This window comes from Kitasatospora sp. NPDC001175 (genome assembly GCF_053598215.1).
This window is the reverse complement of the sequence record NZ_JBSFJU010000042.1, coordinates 19,348-35,913: the sequence shown is the minus strand read 5'-3', so window position 1 is coordinate 35,913 and position 16,566 is coordinate 19,348. Positions and strand designations below refer to the sequence as shown.

The window sequence follows — 16,566 nt, the reverse complement described above, 5'->3', positions numbered from 1 at the left end:
CACGTCCCGCCTCGACCCAGGCCGGTGCGGACACCGGCGGACGGGCGGCGCGGGGACGCGAGTGCGTCCTCGCCACCTACTGGGACATGCGGCGCCCGAGCGCCGGTTCCGACGTTCGAGCCGCCCGGACGGGCCTCCCATTTACTTCTACAGACGTGTAGAGAATGACCGAAGCATACAAAGGCGCTCCCTCGAAGTCACCCGCAGGGGTGTAACGGCTCCACCACTCGCCTACGTGCAACGAGCGACAGCCACAGCGGTGGCGCTGCCGCCCCGGCACCGCACCGCGACCGCCCCCGGCCCCGGTCCGGACCCCGACATCCGGGCGACCGCCGCCACCGAGCGGAACGTCATGCCATGGCCTATACCTGGGTGCTGAGCCCCCGACGCGAAGTGCTCCACCACCGGTCCGCCGGGAGCGGTCGCCGCTCTACCCCGGAGCAGCCCATGCGCCCACCCAGGCAGCCGTACCGCGTCGCGGCGATCCTGGCCGTCCTGGTGCTGAGCGCGGGGGTGCTGACGGGCTGCGGCAGCGGCCGGGCCGCTCCGCCCGCCGTCCCGACCGCTCCCGCCCCGCTGACCCCCTCGGCCACCACCGTCCTCAGCACCGACCTGGCGTCCGGGGACCACAACATCTCGTTCACGGTGGACGGCACCACCACGTACGGCACCCTGCACATCCCCGCCCACGCCCCCGGCAGCCGGCTCCCGGCCGCCCTGCTGCTCCCCGGCAGCGGCCCCACCGACCGCGACGGCAACCAGCCCCGGCTCAGCCCCGGCACCCTCGCCGAACTGGCCCGGCTGATGGGCGACGACGGCATCGCGACCCTGCGCTACGACAAGTACGGCACCGGGCTGACCGGGCTCGGCGCGTACACCGACAAGGCCGCCACACTCGACCTCGGCGCATACGTCCGACAGGCCGAGGCCGCGTACCGGTTCCTCGCCTCCCGCAGCACCACCGACCCGCACCGGCTGCTGCTCGCCGGGCACGACGAGGGCGCCGTGATCGCCCTTGAGGCCGTCCGGACCGCCCGGCCCGCCCCCGCCGGTCTGGCCCTGCTCCAGCCCCAGGACGAACGCCTGCTGGACCTCGTCACCCTCAGGCTGGACCGGCAGCTGGACACCGACGTCGCCGCCGGACGGATCGACGCCGACCAGGCCGCCGCCGTCAAGGAGTCCATCGCCCAGGGCGTGGCCGACCTGCGCGCGGGCGGGACGGCCGACACCACCGACATGCCCGCGCAGACGGCCGCCGTCTTCGAGGACTTCAACTCCAGCGCCGCGTACGTCCGCACCGCCGACGCCGTCCACCCGCCCGACCCGGCCGGCCAGGTGCCCGCCGGCGCCAGGGCCATGGTCACCTGCGGCACCGCCGACGCCGACCTCCCCTGCTCGACCACCGGCCCGCTGGTCGCCGCCCTGGCCGCCGCCGGCACCACCGGCCCCGGCCTGGTCACCCTCCCCGACGTCGACCACCTCCTCCGGCCCGCCCGCGCCCAGGCCGGCACCACCGCCCTCGCCCCGGCCGCCCAGCGGGCCGTCCACGACTTCGACACGCTGTGGAGCGGGCGCGGGGCATGACGGGATGACGGAACCGGGACCGCACGGCGCTGCCCGGCTCGCGGCCCCGATGCCCTTCGGCCGTTGCTCCGTCCGGCGGTACCCCCGTCGCGGAAATATGATGAATCCGGGGTTTCGCCATGAGCCCAGCTCGGGCTGGGCCCGCCGCTGAGGCACCTCGGAGGGTCCATGCCCCGACACCGTTCCCCCCGGCCCGCCAGCGCCGACGACCTGCTCGACGAGCTCGGGCGGCTGACCGCCCAGGCACTGGAGCGGGCCGAGTTCCAGCAGGCCCGGGTGGAACTCGCCGAGGCCCTGCAGCGCGAGCTGCTCCCGGGCGTCCTGCCCGAGCTGCCGGGCCTGCGGACCGCCGCCCGGTACACGCCCGCCCGAAACGGCCTGGACATCGGCGGTGACTGGTACGACGGCTTCTGGCTGCCCGACGGAACGCTCGGGTTCTCCATCGGCGACGTCCAGGGCCACGACGTGGAAGCGGCCGCCTTCATGGGCCAGGTCAGGATCGGGCTGCGCGCGGTCGCCGCCGCCTCCACCGACCCCGGCGAGGTGCTCAGCCGGGCGAACGACCTGCTGCTGTCGATGGACACCCGGCTCTTCGCCACCTGCACCTTCCTCCGCTTCGACCCGCTCACCTGGGAGCTGGCCGGTGCCCGGGCCGGCCACGTCCCGGCCGTCTGGGCCACCGCCGACGGCCGCAGCGGCATCGCCCAGGACGAGGGCGGACTACCGCTCGGCATCCTGCCCGGCGAGGTGTACCCGGTGTCCGCCCGACGGCTGTCGCAGGCCGGGGCGATCGCCCTGTTCACGGACGGGGTGGTCGAGGGCCCGTCCTTCCCGATCGAGGCGGGGCTCGACCGGGTGATGGAGGCGCTAGGGGCCCAGGTCACCGGCCAGACCGGTGTCGACCCCGGCATCCTCGCAGCCGAGGTCCTCAAGGTCGCCGACCTCACCGGCCACTCCGACGACGCCGCCGTCCTGGTCCTCTGCCACGAGAAGCCGGCCGACCTGCCCGACTGAAAGCCCAGCCTCCGGGCAGCCACTCCGGCAGCGGCCCCGGCGGCCCGGTACGGCCGCCGCGACCCAGTACGGCTGACGCGGTCCGGTGGGCCCGTGCGCGCGTGTCACGTACGGGCACGGCTGCCGGACGTTGTGTGATGGCTGCTGTGCTGCGAAACGAGCGACTCCGGCGTTTCTCCGCGACAGGCCTCCAGATCATCGTCATCGCCGCCCTCTACTTCGCGGCCGGACGGCTCGGCCTGCTGCAGAAAGTGAACATCGCGGGGGCGGAGGTCACCCCGCTCTGGCCGCCCACCGGCATCGCCCTGACCGCCTTACTCCTCCTGGGCCTGCGGATCTGGCCGGGGATCGCCCTGGGCACCCTGCTGGTGACCGGGACGATCGACCTCAACCTCTCCGCCCTCGGCGTCGTCCCCGGTGACACCCTCGCCCCGATCTGCGCCTACCTGATGCTGCGCCGCGTCGGCTTCCGGGTCGAACTGGACCGGCTGCGCGACGGTCTCGCGCTGGTCTTCCTGGGCGCGCTCACCGGGATGCTGATCAGCTCGACCGTGGGCACCGGCTCGCTGGTCCTGTACGGCAGCCTGCCGCCGAGCGGCTTCTGGCCCACCTGGTCGGCCTGGTACACCGGCGACGCGATGGGCGTACTCGTGGTCACCCCGGTGCTGCTCGTCCTGCGCAGCGCCCGGATGCCCCGGGACATCGCCTTGTACCGGTGGATCGAACCGGCGGCGCTGCTGGCCGCCACCGCCGGGGTGACACTGCTGGTCACCAACACCACGCTCGATCTGCTGTTCCTGGTCTTCCCGCTGCTCATCTGGGCCGTGCTGCGTTTCCAGCTGGCGGGGGCCGCACCGTGCGTCCTGCTGGTCTCCGTCCTGACCGTGGTGGCCGCCACCGACCACAACGGACCCTTCACCCACCGCAGCCTGCTCGGGACCATGATCACCCTCCAAGCCCTCAACGGCTCCGCCGCCCTGACCGGACTGCTGCTGTCAGCCGTCATCGCCGAACGGAAGAGCACCTACCGCAAGATCGAACAGGCCTGCATCGGCCTCGCCGAAGTGGTCGCCCGCCTCGACCCCGGCGACGGCACCCCCCACTGGCCCCCGCCCCGCGCCTGATCCACCGCGACATGCCTGACGCACCGTGATGCACCGCCCCGGATGGCGGCCGGCGCGCCCGCGTCCCGGGGCGGAGCGACGGCCGCCAGGGGTCCGGCCCGCCTGCCGCGACGGTGCCAGCGCGCTGCCAGCGGTCTGACAGCACGCACCGGCAGGGTGTGCCACGCCGGAAGGGCGGGTCGTGGCCGACGACGCCGCGGCCGTCCCGGCAAGGACACCGAAAGGGCACCCGATGACTCCCGCACTCCGGCCCGGAGGTCTGACCGCAAGCCTCCGCCGTCCCCTCCCCCGCGCCAAGCGCCCGACCGCGGCCGCACGCCGGGCACGCGCCGCGACAGCCATCGCCGGACTGATCGCGACGGCCCTCCCGGCCGTCACCGCAACGGCGAGCGCCGCGACCGCCTCGACCGCCGCCGCCCCGGTCCCCAGGCTCGTCTGGCAGTCGTGCGCCGACGGCTTCGAGTGCGCCACCGCCCACGTGCCGCTCGACTACCGCGCACCGCACGGCGCCACCATCGACATCAAGGTGATCAAGCACCCGGCGGCCGAACCGGCACACCGGATCGGGTCGCTGTTCTACAACCCGGGCGGTCCCGGCGCACCGGGCACCCTGGCACTTCGGGCGATGACCTCGCTCTTCCCCGAGCAGGTGCAGAAGCGCTTCGACATCATCAGCTTCGACCCGAGGGGCGTCGGCACGAGCACCGCGACGCACTGCTTCCCGGACATCGCGGCCGAGCAGAGGTTCTTCGCCGGTGTCCCCGCCGGTTTCCCGGTGGGACGGCAGCAGGAGCGGACCTGGACCGACGCCTATGCGCGCTTCGGCCAGGAGTGCCTCCGGAACAACCCGGCGCTGCTGCCGCACCTGTCCACGGCGAACGTCGCCAGGGACATGGACCTGCTCCGCCAGGCCGTCGGGGACCGCCAGCTCACCTACTACGGCGTCTCCTACGGCACCTACCTCGGCGCAACCTACGCCAACCTGTTCCCCGGCAGGGTGCGGTCGATGATCCTGGACAGCGCCGTGGACCCGGTGGCCTGGTCCACCAAAGACAGTGCTCAGGCCGGGCGGCTCGGTGCCTTCCTGCGGACCGGTACCGACCTGGCCGCCGATCACGTCCTGAACGCCTTCCTCGACCAGTGCGGCCAGGCCGGGCCCAAGACCTGCGCCTTCGCCGCCGGTGACGCCGCCGCGACCCGGGCCAAGTTCGCCACCCTGCTCCAGCGCCTGCAGCAGCGGCCGGTCACCATCGACACCCCGATGGGGGCGATGCCCTTCAGCTACGCGTCCGCGCTGGAGAGCATCGCGTTGCAACTCGACGCCACCAGGCCGATACCGTACCTGGCGGCCGGCTGGACGGGCCTCGGGTCGCAGCTCCAGCAGCTCTGGACCGGCTCCACCGCCACCACCACCGCCGCCACCACCGCCGCAGACGCCCCAGCCCCCGCCGTCTACCAGGGGAAGGAGCAGGCCCTCGGTGTGGTGTGCGCGGACAGCGCCAACCCGCGCTCCCCGTCCGCCTATCCGGCGCAGGCCGCCCTCGCCCGGGCCAGGTCCGGCCCGCTCGGCGCGTACTTCGCCTGGGCCGCGGAGCCCTGCGCCACCTGGCCGGCCACGGACCGCGACCGCTACGACGGACCGTGGAACCGCCCGACCGCCAATCCGGTCCTCGTCGTGGCCAACACCGGTGACCCGGCCTGGCCCTACCAGGGCTCCCGGGCCATGGCCCAGACCCTCTCCCGCGCCCGCCTGTTGACCGTGGACGGCTACGGCCACACCGTTCTCGCCAACCCCAGCGGCTGCGCCGCCGCGCACGAGGCCCGCTACCTCGTGGACAGCGTCCTGCCGCCGTCCGACACGGTCTGCCGGCCCGACCACCAGCCCTTCGACACCGTCGGCTGACGGGATCCGGCAGAGGCGACGAGACACTGTCGGCCCGCCGCGGCCCCGCACAGGGGCTTCGGCGGGCCGATGCGGCCTCACCCGGGCGGCAGGGAAAGCGTCTCGGGCCTGGGCAGCCTCCGGCCGTGCCGCCAGGCGGCGGCGAAGCCGTCCGCACCGAGCGCGGCGCGGCAGCCGTCCCGGAGCTCGCGCAGTTCCGGGTCACCCGCGTCGTGCGTTCCGCGCAGCGCGTGTGCGGCGCCCAGGGCCGCCGCACTCCGTCCGGCGTCGCCGTGCGCGAGGCAGTACTCGGCGAAGCCCTCCAGGGCCGCGGCCCGGACCGGGTGGTCGCCGCAGTCGGCGGCCAGTTCCAGGGCCCGCCGGTGTGCCTCGGCGGCCTGTTCCGGGCTGCCCAGGCGCAGGCGGATCCGCCCCAGGCTGGTGTGCAGCAGCGCCAGCAGCTGGACCTGGTCCGGGCTGCCGGTCCCGGCCGCGATCCGGTCCTGGAGGGAACTCGCCACCTGCTGCTGGCAGTTCAGCGCCTCCTCGAACTCCCCTGTCCGGCGGGCCAGTTCGCCGATCGCGTACCGCGACGCCAACTGCAACTGCGGGTCGCGGTTGCGCAGGGCGATGTCGTGCGCCTGCTCGAGCTCGGCCCTGGCGGCGCTCAGGTCGCCGCCGCGCGCCAGCAGTTGGCCGGACAGCACCAGCAGCATCGGGGACTCGCCCGCACCGCCGACCTCGGCGTCGTAGCGGCGGGCCTCGTCCAGCGCGGCCATCGCCTCGGCCACCTCCCCGGTGACGGACAGCAGGCCGGCCAGCGTGATCAGTGCCAGGGCCAGGCCCCACCGGTCGCGAAGGCGCCGGAACCGGAGCAGCGAGGTGCGCAGGCACTCCTCGGCGCGCCGCACCCGACCGCTACTGAGCTCCATCCGGCCGAGGACCAGCGGCGCGAGGGCCGCGATCCACGGGTTGGCGTGGGTCGAGAACCGTTCCGCCACCTGGGCCGCGCCGCGCGACGAGCCGCCCATGGCGGGGATCAGGGCGGCGGCCAGGGCGATGGGATGGTCGGCCTGCTGCGCCGTCACCAGCGCACCGGTGAAGGCCTCGGCCACGGCGGCGTCGCCGTCACCGCGCAGCGACAGGGTGAGCTGCGCGACGATCACGCAGATGCCGTGGGCCTGTTCGGCACCGGGCGGCGGCGTGGCTCCGAAGACCCGCAGGACCTCGGCCGTCCGCTCCCCGGCCTGGTGCCCCTGGCCGCGCATCAGCCACGGCCACACCCTTGCGGCGGCCAGCCTCAGCCCCCGCTCGGCCGACCCGGGCCCGTTGCCCGCCGCCCGGATCTCCCGGCGCAGCGCGGCGTCCAGGTTGCCCTGCTCGGCGTCGATCCGGGCGAGCCAGGCCAGTTGGTCGGCGGTGCGCAGCAGGGGCTCGGCGGTCTCGGCGAGTTCGAGGAAGCACTCGGTGTGCGCCGCGCCGACGGTCTCCGTCTCCCCGGCCTCGGCGAGTCTCCCGGCGGCGTACTCCCGGACGGTCTCCAGCAGCCGGTACCGCTCGGCGCCGGCCGAATCCGCCGCCGGGAGGAGCACCACCAGCGACTTGTCCACCAGTGCGGCCAGCAGGTCCTGCACGGCGGTCTCGTCGGGCCGCTCGCCGCCCGGCCAGTGGCCGGCGCACACCCGGTGCGCGTCGGCGAGCCCTGCCCCGCCGGAGAACACGGACAGCCGCCGCAGCAGCACCCGCTCGTCCTCCACCAGCAGCGCCCAGCTCCAGTCGATGACGGCACGGAGCGTACGGTGCCTGGGCAGCGCGGTGCGGCTGCCCTGGGCCAGCAGCCGCAGGCGGTCGTCGAGCCGGCCCGCCAGCTGGGCCGGCGTCAGCGAGCGCAGCCGGGCCGCCGCCAGCTCGATGGCGAGCGGGATGCCGTCCAGCTCGCGGCAGAGCCGGACCACGTGCGGAGCGCTCGCGGCGTCGACCGTGAAGCCGGGGCTGACCGCTGCCGCGCGGTCGGCGAACAGCGCCACGGCGGAATGCGTGCGGGCTTCCTCGGGGTCGGCGCCTGGCCCGGGAACTGCGAGCGGCCGCACCGGGTGCAGGGCCTCCCCCGGTACGCCCAGCGGCTCCCGGCTGGTGGCCAGTACCCGGACCTGCGGCGCGGCGGCCAGCAGGCGGCCGACGACGAGTGCGGCCTCGTCGACGACGTGTTCGCAGTTGTCCAGGAGGAGCACCACCGGGCGAGCGGTCAGCTCCTGAACGATCCGGTCGACCGGGTCACCGGCGGAGCCCGCGGCCGCCGGTCCGGCCGGCAGTCCGCCGGCCAGTACCCCGACCGCCGGTCGGCAGACGGCCGTCAGGACGGCGGCGACGACGGCGCCCGGGCCGGCGGCGGACGCCAGCTCGACCATCCGCACCTCGCCGAGCCGCCGCTCCTCGCCGGGCCGCCGCACCTCGAAGGCCGCTCCGGTTTCCACCGCCAGCCTGGTCTTGCCCACACCGCCGGGCCCGGTCAGGGTCACCAGCCGGTGCTCGCCGAGCAGCCGACGGACTTCGGCCAGTTCCTCCGTCCGGCCGACGAAGCTGGTCGACCGGGCCGGCAGCCCACCGGGTCCGCTGCCGGCCCGGGCGCCGGGGCCGCTGCTCCGGGCCGCGGAGTGCACGGCGGAGTGCGTGTCCTTGCCGGCCGGGGCATCGCCGCGCAGTACCCGCAGGTGGACGTCCCGCAGCTCGGGGCCCGGGTCCGTGCCGAGCTCTTCCGCCAGTGCCCGGCGGGTGCGGTCGTAGGCTTCCAACGCGGCGGCCTGCTGCCCGTCCGCCTGCAGCGCCCGCATCAGCCGGGCCGCGAACCGCTCCCGCAGCGGGTCGGCCGTGCACAGCTCGGTCAGCTCGGCGATCAGCCCGGGCAGCATCCCCGGGACGCCGGTGCCGGCCAGCGCGAGTTCGGCGTCCACCCGGTCCTCGACGGCCGCCAGCCGTACCTCGCGCAGCCGGGCCGCCGGCGCCGCGGCGAAGGCGGCGGCACCGGCGTCCGCCAGCGGGTCCCCGCGCCAGAGCGACAGCGCCTCGCGGAGCACCCGCACGGCCCGCTCGAACTCGCCGGCGCCGAGCGCGGCCCGCCCTTCGGCCGCCGCCCGTTCGAAGGCCCAGGCGTCGACGGCGTCCGGCGGCAGGTCGAGCCGGTAGCCCGAGGGGTGCGAGCCGATCGCGGCCCGGCCGGTCCCGGGGTCGGCGTCCAGGGCCCGCCGCAGCCGGGAGACCAGGGACTGCAGCGCGCCGGCCGGATCGGACGGCGGCCGGTCCTCCCAGAGGTCCTGGACCAGCCGCTCGCTGACGACCAGTCGGCCGGGGTCGAGCGCCAGCCGGATCAGCAGTGCGCGCAGCCGGGCTCCGCCGATCCCGATCGGCGGCCCGTCCGCGCCGCCCAGGACCTGAAGCGGTCCCAGTATCCCGATACGCATCGCCCCCGCGCCCCTTCTCCCGTCCGCACGGTGATCATTCCGTACCGGACGGGAGCGGGCGGCAGCGGGCGCCCTCCACCGCCAGTCGAACGGCAGCGGGCGCCCTCCGCGGTCAGCCGCACGGAAGCGGGCCGCGGGCGTCCTCCGTGGTCAGCCGGCCGACGGCGCCGGGGCCGAGCCGACCGACTTCAGCAGCCACTCCTTGTGGTAGCCGGGCAGCGGGAGCTCCTTGTCCACCACCGGCGTGCCGAAGATCTTCAGGTGCGCCGACAGCGCGCCCGTCAGATCGACGCCGCCGTACAGCGCGAGGTTGCCGCGCACCTGCGGGGTGATGCCCTTCGAGGTGTCCAGGGTGAGCGAGCCCTCGCCCTGGGCCCGGACGTACGGCTCCAGCGTGGCGTCCACGCCGACCGCGTTGAACAGACCGACGTTCACCTCGGCGCCGAGGCCCGCGCGGACGGCGGCCTTGCCGGAGAGCTGCGCCTTGACCGGCGAGATCTTGGTGTCACCGGTGTCGGTCACCGGGCTCCAGCCCCGGCCGCCGGTGTACTGGGCCTGCACCGCCCAGGCGCCGTCGAACTGCTGCTCGGCGTCCATGGTCACCTTGCCGTCGGCGTTGACCTCCAGGAAGCAGGTCAGGCCGAGGTTGACCACGACCGGCAGGCCGCCGACCGTGAGCACGGGGTTGGCGTGCAGCTCGGCGAAGGGGACGCGGACCGGGTTGCCGGTGGTCTTCGCCAGTTCGCCGCTGACCTTCCACTGCGCGTGCGCGCCGAGGTCGAACCCGACCGACGCGGTACGCGGGCTGCCCTGGGCGGCACCGTGGTACGCGAAGTGCACGGCGGGCCGCAGCTGCAGGGAGCCGGAGGCCGAGGCGCTGCCGCCCGGCAGGGCGACCGGCGCGTTCAGGTCCAGCTGGAGCGTGCCGGACGCGTCGGCCTTCGACGTGCCGCCGTCCTTGCCGAACGTCAGCTTCAGGTCCTTCACCAGCGGCTTCACCGTGATCGCGTGCGGGTCGACGGCGATCTTCCCGTCCGCCTCGGCGGAACCGAGCAACTCGGACAGGGTCGCGGGGCGGGTGGCGGCGGTGACCGAACCGTCCTTGCCCGGCTGCACCGCGGTGACGGCCAGCAGCGCCCCCTTCGGCGCGGCCGCGGTCGGCGGGCTGGCTATCAGCTGGCCGGGCCGCACGGTGTCGGCCGGAGCGGCCGAGGCCGGCTGGGAGGCCGCGGCGGACGCCGACGGCTTCCCAGCGGGCGGGTTCCCGGCGGACGAGCTCCCGGCCGAGGGCTTCGCGGCGGGCGTACCCGACGACTTGGCCGCGGGCGAGGCGCTCGACGCCGCGCCGTTCACCCCGGTCGTACCGGCTTTGAGCACGGCGGTTCCGGTGGCCGGGTCGTAGGCGGCGAGCTGGACGCCCCGCGCGGCGGAGGCAGCGGCGGGACGTCCGCCCCCCGCGGCTGGGGTGCTGACCGCGGTCTGCTCCGCTCCCGGCTGGGCGGCGGCCACCACGAGGGCCTCCGAGCCGGCGCGGGCGGCCGCGATGGTCGAGGCATCGGCGACACTCGGTGTCCCCGGCGTCCCGGCGGCCTGCGGCCCGCCCCCGGGTGCCGCACAGGCGGAACCGCCGAGGACGATCGCCGCCGCGATGGCAGGCAGGACGGCTTTGCGAGCGGAGCTGTTCAACAAGTCCCCTTTGGCGCGGCGGACGAGGACACGACCGCGCGAGATCAGTAGACACAGGCGGCGTGGGACAGCCGCTTAAGCGATGTTACTGACGAGTTATCTTCTTGTCGAAGACATGCCGATCCGGGCCGCGGATCTGGCCCCAACTCCCTTACGGGCCATGGGTTTCACCGCACGCCGACCCCGAAGCCGCATGAACCGTCAATCGGCCCCGCGCCTGCACCTGGCAGACCCGGTACACCTGGCGGACCTGACGGACCTGACGGCCCCGGCGGACCTGGCGGGCCGTCAACCGGGCGACTCGCACCCGCCATCCTCCCCGCTGCCGCTCACGGCCCGTCACGCACCACCGCCCTCGCGGCGCCTCCGCACCCGGACCACCGCGCGGCCCGAGTCCAGGTCGATCCGGCGATCCAGGGGCTCGCCCGACTCGGCGTCGTCGTCGCGCAGGACGAGCCGGCGCTCCTTCTCCTCCGCCACGTGCTGCCGGCCCGGCGAGAGGAAGGCGTGCAGCTCGTCCATCAGGCCGGCGGTGGAGGCAGCGCCGATGCCGGCCCGCCGCTTCCGCCAGTAGATCCAGCCCCGCCGTTCCAGCCACAGCAGCACCTGGTCCAGCAGGAGGAGTCCCGCCACCGCTGCGACCGCCCAGATGAAGATGTTCACGCCCACCCCCTGAAGTCGCCCTCCCGACAACGCACGGGCAGGGGCCGGGGTGCCGGGGAGCCGCCCCGTCAGGCCTCACTCGGCGGCGGCGAGTTCGGCGCCTCGATAGGTGTAGAGGTCGTCGAGGAACTTGCGGCGCAGCGGCGGGATGGCGTCCACCGCCCGGAAGTAGGCCCGGTTGGCCGCAAGCACGGCCCGGCCGACGACCGGCCTGTGCAGCGGATCACTGCCGGAAGTTCCGTTCTGCACAAGGGAGTCGGCGACCCGGGCGAAGCCGTACGGGATCATCTCGGCCTCGTACTCGCAGATGGCCGCCAGCAGGTCCCGCCCCTTGGCCTGGACCGAGGAGAGGGCGCGGCAGAGCAGCATCGCGTCCCGCAGCGAGGTGTTGGCGCCGACCCCCTGGCCGGGAGTCATGGTGTGGATGGCGTCGCCGAGCAGGGTGACCGTGCTGGTGGGCCAGGCCGGCACGGCCTCGGAGGTGGCGATCTGCAGCGGGAAGGCCGTGGACGGGTCCGCCATCGCGAACAGCCGGCGGAAGTCCGGGTGCCAGTTCGGGGTCAGCCGCAGCACCAGGTCGATCAGGTCCGGTCCGCGCAGTGACAGCACGTCGGCGGGGAACTTGTCCTCCGAGGCCCACAGGCCGAAGGAGATGTAGTCCCTGGTGTTGTCGAACAGCAGGCCCGGCCAGGCCCTGATGAGCTCGGCGTCGTTGCCCGCCACGCCCTCCTTCACCCCGCCGCGGGCGTCCCAGCCGAACTCCATGACGTGCCAGATGCACATGAAGCCCTTCGGCGCGAAGACCAGCGAGAGTCCCTGCTGCGCCTCCCTGCTGAGCAGGGACAGCGCCTCGGGGCTCATCGGGATCTTGGCGCCGATGCTGATGATCCCGGCGGGTCGCAGTACGGCCTGCGGCAGGTACTGCTTGCGCACCGCCGAGTGCGCGCCGTCCGCGGCGACCAGGACGTCGCCGGTGGCGCTGGTGCCGTCGGCGAAGTACGCCGTCACGGTGCCGTCCGGTTGCTGCTCGTAGTGGGTGAACCGCTTGTCGAAGTGCACCACGTCCTCAAGTCCGGTCAGCAGCAGCTGCCGCAGGGTCTGGCGGGACACCGAGCGCTCGGAGTTGATCTCGTCCGAGTCGCCGCGCAGCGGGATGGCGGCGGTGCGCTTCTTCTTCTCCGTCAGCACGTTGAAGTACCGGGGCGTGCGGGCGCAGGTCGCCACGAAGGTGTCGAAGAGCTGCGGCGGCAGGCACTCCTTGAGCGCCCGGTTCCCGGTCGGGTCGATGCCCACCCGGTATCCGTAGAGACCGTCGGTGCGGGTGCGGTGCTTCTCGTACACCGCCACCGAGACGCCGGCCCGGCACAGGCCGTGGGCCAGCGTCAGTCCGCCGAAGCCTGCGCCGATGACCAGGACGTGGAGCGGAGCGGCGGTCATGGTTCCCCCAGGTATCTCTAGCGAAGCTGCAGAGCCATTTATCTAGTCACTAGATTTTCTAGCGACTAGCGATGAGGTAACTTTAGAAATCAGATCGCTAGAAAGTCAAGGGAATAAGCGAGGGGAGGCCGCCATGGCGGAGGAACGGGAGCAGCCGGACGAGGTCCTGGAGTGCCTGATCGAGGAACTCGGCCAGGCCATGCAGGACTTCCAGCGCTCGAACGACACGCTCGACCAGCAGGCCGCCGACCGCCTCGGGCTGAACCGGACCGACATGCACTGCCTGGACCTGCTCTTCGGCTCGACCCCGATGAGCCCCGGCGAGCTGGCCTCGGCCGCCGGTCTGACCACCGGCGGCGTCACCACGGCCATCGACCGGCTGGAGCGCTCCGGCTACGCGGCCCGCACCCGGGACACGGCCGACCGCCGCCGGGTGATCGTCCAGCCCACCGAGAAGGCCAGGACGCTGGTCTGGGAGATCTACGGGCCGATCGTCACCGAGGGCGAGGCCTACCTGCGCAACCTCGGCGTCGAGGACATCCACCGGATCACCGAGTTCCTGCGCTTCACCACCGAGCAGCAGCGGGAGCACGCCGCCCGGCTGGCCGAACGCGGCTGAGGCCGGACCCGCCGGTCCCCCGCGCGGCGGCGGTCTCCCCTCGCGCGGGGACGGGCGCCGGAGGCGCTACCCGGCGCCGGGTAGCTTCCGGCCGACATGGGCCTGGTAGTAGTACTCGCCCTCGAGCACCGCGACGACCACGTCCAAGTCCCCCGACACGAACACCCAGGGATCCTCGACCGCCTGCCGGACCCGCGACACCCACCCGCCGTCCGGCACCCGGCACTCCAGCCAGTGCAGGCCGGTCAGCGGACTGCGGACGTAGACCCTGCCCGTCACGCCGTGCCGCGTCAGCAGCCGCTCGATCCAGGCGTCCACGGCCGCCGGCTCGACATCGTCCGGCAGCGTGCCGTACGGCTCGACGAAGACGTCCCAGAACCCCGAAACGGTCTCACCGATCCAAGGCGGTGCCTCCTCCTGCGCCATCCCCCGGCCGGTGAGCAGCCCGGACAGCTGCCGGCCGAGCTCCGCCAGCACCGCCGCCTCCCGGCGCTCCCGCAACTTCCGCTGCAGCCGGCTCTCCACCACTCCCCGCCCCGCGCTCCCCCGGTTCCCCTCCGCGCTCCCCACCCCGTCAGAGCAGCTTGCGGACGGCTCGCGCCAGCGCGTCAGCGGCCCGCCGGACGTCGGCGTCGGTCGTCCGCCAGTTGCTGAACGCGGCTCGCAGCGCGGGCACGCCCGCGTAGCGGGTCGGGGTGAGGAAGACCTCCTCGTTCAGCTCGGCGGCCAGGGCGGCGAGCCGTTCGGCCGTGGGCTCCTCGGCGAGGGTGAAGCAGACCACGTTCAGGCGGACCGGTGCCAGCAGCCGCAGACCCGGTACGGCGGCCACCGCCTCGCCCATCGCACGGGCGCAGGAGACATCGCGCTCGACGATCTCGCGGTAGCCGTCCCGCCCGTAGGCACGCAGGGTGAACCAGGCGGCCAGGGCGCGCAGCCGGTGCGAGTTCTCCGGCGTGAGGTGCACCAGGTCGGGGTGGTCGCCCACCGAGCCGAGGTACGCGGCGGAGTTCTGGAAGACCCGGGCCTGCAGGTCCGGGCGGCGGGTGAACTGCACCGCGCTGTCGTACGGCACGTTCAGCCACTTGTGCAGGTCCACGCAGACCGAGTCGGCCAGGTCGAGGGCCTCGACCAGGTGGGCGTGGTCCGGGGAGAGGGCGGCGAAGGCGCCGAAGGCCGCGTCCACGTGCAGCCAGAAGTCGTGGCGCTCGCGCAGGGCGGCGATGGCGTGCAGGTCGTCGAAGTCGACCGTGTTGACGGTGCCGGCATTGGCGACAACCACGCAGGGCCCGTCCGTCTCCCGCAGCGCGCGCTCCAGGGCGACCGGGTCGACCGCTTCCCGTCCGGCCAGGGTCTCCACCCCGACCAGGGCACGGCGGCCGAGGCCGAGCACGGACAGCCCCTTGGCGACGCTGGAGTGCGCACTGCCCGAGAGCACCCGCACCGGACCCAGCGCGGCCAGCCCGTCCTCGGCCGGACTGACTCCGCGCCGCTCCCCGAGCCACTCGCGGGCGATCGCCAGCCCGACGGTGTTGGACATGGTCGCGCCGCTGACGAAGGTGCCGCTGTGCGCGTCGGAGAGGCCGAACAGCTCGCGCAGCCAGCCGACCGTCTCCCGCTCGATCCGCTGTCCGGCCGGGTCCAGCGAGGAGTTGGAGTTCTGGTCCGCGGCCGCGGTCAGCCAGTCGCCGGCCAGCGCTGCCGGGGTCGCGCCACCCGTGACGAACCCGAGGTAGCGCGGCCCGGCACTCGCCGACAGGTTCGGCTCCCAACGCACCGCGAACTCCTCCAGCGCGGCCCGCAGTCCGACTCCCCGCCCTGGCAGCGGCTCCACCTCCGGTTCCCACGGCACGGGGACGACCGGACGCTCGCCCAGCCCGTCGAGGAAGGCCACGGCGCGCCGCCGGGTGTCCTCCAGCAGGTCGGGCAACTGGGCCAGGTCCTCGGCGAGTTGTGGGTGCACGGCTACCCCCTTCGGTCGGTCACGCTCCATTGCGGCCCGACGCTACCCTCGCCGCCCCCGCGCCGTCCCGATCCAATTCCGGGTAACTGGACTGCTCCGCGCCACTGCTGGGCACGGCGCCCGGCGCTACGCCGCCCCACGAGGCGGCGTAGCGCCAGCCGTCACTCACCGTCGACCTCCGATCCCCTCAGTCACCGAGGAACGTCAGATCGAGCCGGGCCACCCGCTCCGGATCGGCGAGGATGTCCATCGCGACCACCTTCCCGTGCGCGACCGTGAAGGCCGCGACCGAGACCGGCCCGCCGTCCACGATCGCGACTGCTCCCGGGGCTCCGTTGACCAGGACCGGATGGGTGAGCTGGACGATCTGTGCGAAGGTGATCGCCCCGCCGGCCACGGCCCGTGCACCGCGCAGCACAGCGCCCGGACGCAGTGCACCACTGTCGGTCCGCAGCACGATGTCCGGATCGAGGACCGCGACCAGCGCCTCGAAGTCCCCGCCGCGCGCCGCGGTGAGGAAGGCGTCGACGACCTCGCGCTGGCGGGCCAGGTCGGCATCGGGGGCCGGGGTGCCCTGGACCCGGCGGCGGGCGCGGCTGGCGAGCTGGCGAGCGGCGGCCGGGGTCCGCCCGACGATCGGGGCGATCTCCTCGAAGGGCACCGCGAACATGTCGTGCAGGACGAAGGACAACCGCTCGGCCGGCGCCAGGGTTTCGAGGACCACCAGCAGCGCCAGACCCACCGAGTCGGCCAGCAGCGCCTCCTGCTCGGGGTCCCCGCCGTCCACGCTGCTCACGATCGGGTCGGGCACGTGGACGTCCAGCGGGTCCTCGCGCCGCGAGGTGCGCGAGCGCAGCATGTTCAGGCAGACCCGGCCGACCACCGTGGTCAGCCAGCCGCCCATGTTCTCCACACCGCTGCTGTCGGCGCGGTCGAGCCGGAGCCAGGTCTCCTGGACGGCATCGTCAGCCTCGCTGAGCGAGCCGAGCATCCGGTACGCCACCGCCCGCAGGTGGGAGCGGTGAGCCTCGAACTGCTCCGCCAGAAAGTCGTGTCGGTCCATCGGTCCATTCCTCCGTCGCCTCGTGTCGAAGCACTGACCCGCGGAACCCGGCCGATGTGACGGACAGCGGCCATGG

12 protein-coding genes are annotated in these 16,566 nt (G+C 74.1%); 5 read left to right on the top strand and 7 right to left on the bottom strand.

Going from position 1 to position 16,566, the window contains the following annotated elements; all coding sequences use genetic code 11:
* Positions 1-447: 447 nt before the first annotated feature.
* The 4 genes from ACWDAK_RS26360 (at position 448) to ACWDAK_RS26345 (ending at position 5,625) form a co-directional block, all read left to right on the top strand.
* The gene (locus tag ACWDAK_RS26360; protein WP_344636781.1) at positions 448-1,584 is read left to right on the top strand and encodes an alpha/beta hydrolase; all 1,137 of its coding nucleotides are present in this window, start codon (positions 448-450) and stop codon (positions 1,582-1,584) included.
* A 168-nt stretch (positions 1,585-1,752) separates the two neighbouring features.
* Entirely contained in the window at positions 1,753-2,598 is an 846-nt protein-coding gene (locus tag ACWDAK_RS26355; protein ID WP_344636780.1) for a PP2C family protein-serine/threonine phosphatase, read from the top strand.
* Positions 2,599-2,735: 137 nt separating this feature from the next.
* Positions 2,736-3,722, top strand: coding sequence for an MASE1 domain-containing protein (locus ACWDAK_RS26350; RefSeq protein WP_344636779.1), 987 nt, complete (start codon positions 2,736-2,738; stop codon positions 3,720-3,722).
* Between the two features lie 232 nt (positions 3,723-3,954).
* Positions 3,955-5,625, top strand: a complete 1,671-nt coding sequence (locus ACWDAK_RS26345; RefSeq protein WP_427394945.1) for an alpha/beta hydrolase — start codon at positions 3,955-3,957, stop codon at positions 5,623-5,625.
* 77 nt (positions 5,626-5,702) lie between these two features.
* On the opposite strand, the gene ACWDAK_RS26340 is transcribed toward ACWDAK_RS26345, so the two are convergent.
* From ACWDAK_RS26340 to ACWDAK_RS26325, 4 genes are all read right to left on the bottom strand, one after another.
* A complete protein-coding gene (locus ACWDAK_RS26340) occupies positions 5,703-9,062 on the bottom strand; it encodes an AfsR/SARP family transcriptional regulator (protein ID WP_427394946.1) in 3,360 nt (1,119 codons plus the stop codon).
* A 150-nt stretch (positions 9,063-9,212) separates the two neighbouring features.
* A complete protein-coding gene (locus tag ACWDAK_RS26335; RefSeq protein WP_344636776.1) occupies positions 9,213-10,748 on the bottom strand; it encodes a hypothetical protein in 1,536 nt (511 codons plus the stop codon).
* A gap of 339 nt (positions 10,749-11,087) precedes the next feature.
* Entirely contained in the window at positions 11,088-11,411 is a 324-nt protein-coding gene (locus tag ACWDAK_RS26330) for a DUF6191 domain-containing protein (protein ID WP_344636775.1), read from the bottom strand.
* Between the two features lie 75 nt (positions 11,412-11,486).
* Positions 11,487-12,848 (bottom strand): FAD-dependent oxidoreductase, encoded by a 1,362-nt coding sequence (locus ACWDAK_RS26325; protein WP_427394947.1) that lies wholly within the window; start codon positions 12,846-12,848, stop codon positions 11,487-11,489.
* Between the two features lie 133 nt (positions 12,849-12,981).
* Between ACWDAK_RS26325 and ACWDAK_RS26320 the strand changes: the two genes are divergently transcribed.
* Positions 12,982-13,467 carry a MarR family winged helix-turn-helix transcriptional regulator gene (locus ACWDAK_RS26320; RefSeq protein ID WP_344636773.1) on the top strand — a complete coding sequence of 162 codons (486 nt, stop codon included), beginning with the start codon at positions 12,982-12,984 and terminating at the stop codon, positions 13,465-13,467.
* 66 nt (positions 13,468-13,533) lie between these two features.
* Here the strand turns inward: ACWDAK_RS26320 and ACWDAK_RS26315 are convergent, their stop codons facing one another.
* From ACWDAK_RS26315 to ACWDAK_RS26305, 3 genes are all read right to left on the bottom strand, one after another.
* Positions 13,534-13,992 carry a hypothetical protein gene (locus tag ACWDAK_RS26315; protein WP_344636772.1) on the bottom strand — a complete coding sequence of 153 codons (459 nt, stop codon included), beginning with the start codon at positions 13,990-13,992 and terminating at the stop codon, positions 13,534-13,536.
* Between the two features lie 49 nt (positions 13,993-14,041).
* Positions 14,042-15,427, bottom strand: a complete 1,386-nt coding sequence (locus ACWDAK_RS26310; RefSeq protein ID WP_344636771.1) for a pyridoxal phosphate-dependent decarboxylase family protein — start codon at positions 15,425-15,427, stop codon at positions 14,042-14,044.
* 187 nt (positions 15,428-15,614) lie between these two features.
* Positions 15,615-16,490: a sigma-70 family RNA polymerase sigma factor gene (locus ACWDAK_RS26305; protein WP_344636770.1), complete on the bottom strand. Its 876-nt coding sequence runs from the start codon at positions 16,488-16,490 to the stop codon at positions 15,615-15,617.
* Between the last annotated feature and the right edge of the window lie 76 nt (positions 16,491-16,566).

Excerpts from the sequence above, each read along its gene's own strand:
- ACWDAK_RS26360 (WP_344636781.1), top strand. The coding sequence starts at position 448 with ATGCGCCCACCCAGGCAGCCGTACCGCGTCGCGGCGATCCTGGCCGTC.
- ACWDAK_RS26355 (WP_344636780.1), top strand. The coding sequence starts at position 1,753 with ATGCCCCGACACCGTTCCCCCCGGCCCGCCAGCGCCGACGACCTGCTC.
- ACWDAK_RS26350 (WP_344636779.1), top strand. The coding sequence starts at position 2,736 with ATGGCTGCTGTGCTGCGAAACGAGCGACTCCGGCGTTTCTCCGCGACA.
- ACWDAK_RS26345 (WP_427394945.1), top strand. The coding sequence starts at position 3,955 with ATGACTCCCGCACTCCGGCCCGGAGGTCTGACCGCAAGCCTCCGCCGT.
- ACWDAK_RS26340 (WP_427394946.1), bottom strand. The coding sequence starts at position 9,062 with ATGCGTATCGGGATACTGGGACCGCTTCAGGTCCTGGGCGGCGCGGAC.
- ACWDAK_RS26325 (WP_427394947.1), bottom strand. The coding sequence starts at position 12,848 with ATGACCGCCGCTCCGCTCCACGTCCTGGTCATCGGCGCAGGCTTCGGC.
- ACWDAK_RS26320 (WP_344636773.1), top strand. The coding sequence starts at position 12,982 with ATGGCGGAGGAACGGGAGCAGCCGGACGAGGTCCTGGAGTGCCTGATC.
- ACWDAK_RS26305 (WP_344636770.1), bottom strand. The coding sequence starts at position 16,490 with ATGGACCGACACGACTTTCTGGCGGAGCAGTTCGAGGCTCACCGCTCC.